3 protein-coding genes are annotated in these 2627 nt (G+C 64.2%); 2 read left to right on the top strand and 1 reads right to left on the bottom strand.

Annotated features, from left to right (window positions below; translation table 11 throughout):
• Both ACYVDE_RS19845 and ACYVDE_RS19840 read left to right on the top strand, forming a co-directional pair.
• On the top strand, positions 1-486 hold a 486-nt coding region (locus ACYVDE_RS19845), incomplete at its 5' end, for a DUF1990 family protein (protein WP_460503270.1).
• Positions 487-643: 157 nt separating this feature from the next.
• Positions 644-1696 (top strand): NAD(P)-dependent alcohol dehydrogenase, encoded by a 1053-nt coding sequence (locus tag ACYVDE_RS19840; protein ID WP_460503269.1) that lies wholly within the window; start codon positions 644-646, stop codon positions 1694-1696.
• 76 nt (positions 1697-1772) lie between these two features.
• Here the strand turns inward: ACYVDE_RS19840 and ACYVDE_RS19835 are convergent.
• On the bottom strand, positions 1773-2627 hold an 855-nt coding region (locus ACYVDE_RS19835; RefSeq protein WP_460503268.1), incomplete at its 5' end, for a T9SS type A sorting domain-containing protein.

The raw sequence follows: 2627 nt of genomic DNA, 5'->3' as shown, positions 1-2627 counted from the left end.
GCCGCCGCGCAGGAGGTGCTGCGCCGCTACGCCTTCCCGCCGCCCGACCTCATCACCGGCTATTTCGACCCCAGCGTGCCGCTCGAAAAGCGCATTATGGTGCTGCGGGCACACTTTCTAGTCTTCAACTTTTACTTCGGCGTGCGCGTGAGCGAGGTGACCGACGAGGCCGCCCGCCCCACGCCCGCCGGGCCCGAGCGCGTGTGGGGCTACGGCTACCGCACCCTCGAAGGCCACTTCGAAAAAGGCCAGATTGATTTTACCATTCACAAAAACCTGACGACCGGAGCGGTGCAGTTTCGTATCCACGCCGTGTCGCAGCCCGGCCACATTCGCAACCCATTTTACTGGTTGGGCTTCAAGCTGTTTGGCCGCACGTTGCAGCGCAAGTTTGCCCGCGAGTCGCAGCGGCGCATGCGCGAGCTGGTGGCCGCGCAACTGGCCGGCCAGCCGCTACCGCAAACATTACATGCGCCGGCGGGTTAAAATCGTATTAAAGTTGAACGTCATGCTGAGCTGGTCGAAGCATCTCTACTGCGCAACGTAACTATTTACTGCTGCGGTAGAGATGCTTCGACCAGCTCAGCATGGCGTTCTGGCTTTTCAATTCAACCCTCAACATTCAACACCCAACCCTTTTATAATGCTTCCAACGAAAGCCTACGCCGCCCCGGCCCCCAGTGTCCCGCTCGCTCCCTTCAACTTTGAGCGCCGCGACGTGGGCCCGCACGACGTGCTGATTGACATTGCCTTTTGCGGCGTGTGCCACTCCGACCTGCACCAGGTGCGCGACGAGTGGGGCGCCGGCATTTTTCCGATGGTGCCCGGCCACGAAATCGTGGGCCGCGTAACGAAAGTGGGCGACCACGTGAAAAACTTCAAAGTAGGCGACTTGGCCGGCGTGGGCTGCATGGTCGACTCGTGCCGCACCTGCCCCAGCTGCCAGGAGGGCCTGGAGCAGTACTGCGAAACCACCGGCATGGTGGGCACCTACGGCGGCACCGAAAAGGAAACCGGCCGCCCCACCTACGGCGGCTACTCGTCGCAGATTGTGGTGGACGAGAAGTACACCCTCAAAGTGTCCGAAAAGCTCGACCTGGCCCGCGTGGCCCCGCTGCTGTGCGCTGGCATCACCACCTACTCGCCCCTGCGCCAGTGGAACGTGGGCCCCGGCCACAAAGTAGCCGTGATGGGCCTCGGCGGCCTCGGCCACATGGCCGTGAAGCTGGCCGCCGCCATGGGCGCCGAAGTAACGGTGCTCAGCACCTCGCCCAACAAAGAGGCTGATGCCAAGGAGTTGGGCGCCCACAAGTTTGTGGTAACCAAAGACGAAGCCCAGCTGAAGTCGGTGCGCAACTACTTCGACTTCATCATCAACACCGTATCGGCCCCGCTCGACTTGGCCGCTTACCTGAACCTGCTGCGTCGCGACGGCACCATGATTCTGCTGGGCGTGCCGCCCGAAGCGCCGCAGGTGCACGCCTTCAACCTGATTGGCAAGCGCCGCCGCATCGCCGGCTCGCTCATCGGCGGCATTGCCGAAACCCAGGAAATGCTGGACTTCTGCGCCGAGCACAACATCATGTCCGATATCGAGCTGATTGACATGAAGGACATCAATGACGCCTACGAGCGCATGCTGAAAGGCGACGTGAAGTACCGCTTCGTGATTGACCTGGCCACGCTGGATAACTAGCGGCAGCCTATTGGCAAAAATGAAAAAGCCGGCTTCCCGCGAGGGAAGCCGGCTTTTTGCGTTGGCTGATAGGCGGTTATTCAACAACGACCCGCTGCCAGCTCTGGCCGGCGGCCGTGGCTGCACCCAGCAGGTACACGCCCGGCGCTAAACCATTGACCGATACCGTGCCGCTGGCTTGGGCCAGCGTCCAGCGGCGTACCGCGCGGCCCTGCAAATCGGCCAGTATTATGGGGCCGGTGGGCGTGGCGGGCAGACGCAGCTGGAGTTGTTCGTGGGCCGGGTTGGGGAAAACTTCGGCCAGCGGTACGGCGGCGGCGGCCCGGGTGGCCAGTGCCGTGTTCACGAGGCGGGCCAGCCCGAAGCGCGGCTGTCCGGCCACGGTGGTGAAGTCGCCGCCGAGCACGATGGCGTTGGTGCCGGGCTGCAGGTACACTACGGCATTGGCCGGTGCGAAGGACTCGTTGCCGATGGCAACTGCCTGAAATCCGGCATCGAGGCTGCCGGTGGTGCCGAGGCGCACCAGTCGCTCAAGCTGGGAAGTGGTGCCGGGGGCTACCACCAGCAGCTTGCCATCGGGCTGCTCCACAAAGCTGCGGGCCGCGCTGGCCGCCGCGAAGCTGGCATCGGGCGCGCCGCTGGGCAGCAGGCGCAGCAGGCCGAAGGGCGCGGCCTGGCCATTGAAAGTGGTAAAGTCGCCGTTGACCAGGAGTTTGCCGCCGGCGAGCGGCGCAACGCTGAACAGTGAGTTGGGACCGCCGCCAGTGCCCACGGAGAAGCTGTTGTCGATGGTGCCGTCGAGGTTGAGGCGCGTTACGTAGGTGCGGGTGGCGTCGTTCCACACCGCCAGGGTCTGCCCGCTGGCCATGCCCACGGCGTAGCGGTAGCCGGCGGTGTTGCCCGTGCCCACGGTGGGCACCTGCCAGGCCGC

Source organism: Hymenobacter agri (assembly GCF_054778495.1).
Note: the sequence above shows the minus strand (reverse complement) of the source record. Positions and strands in the feature narration are given on the sequence as shown.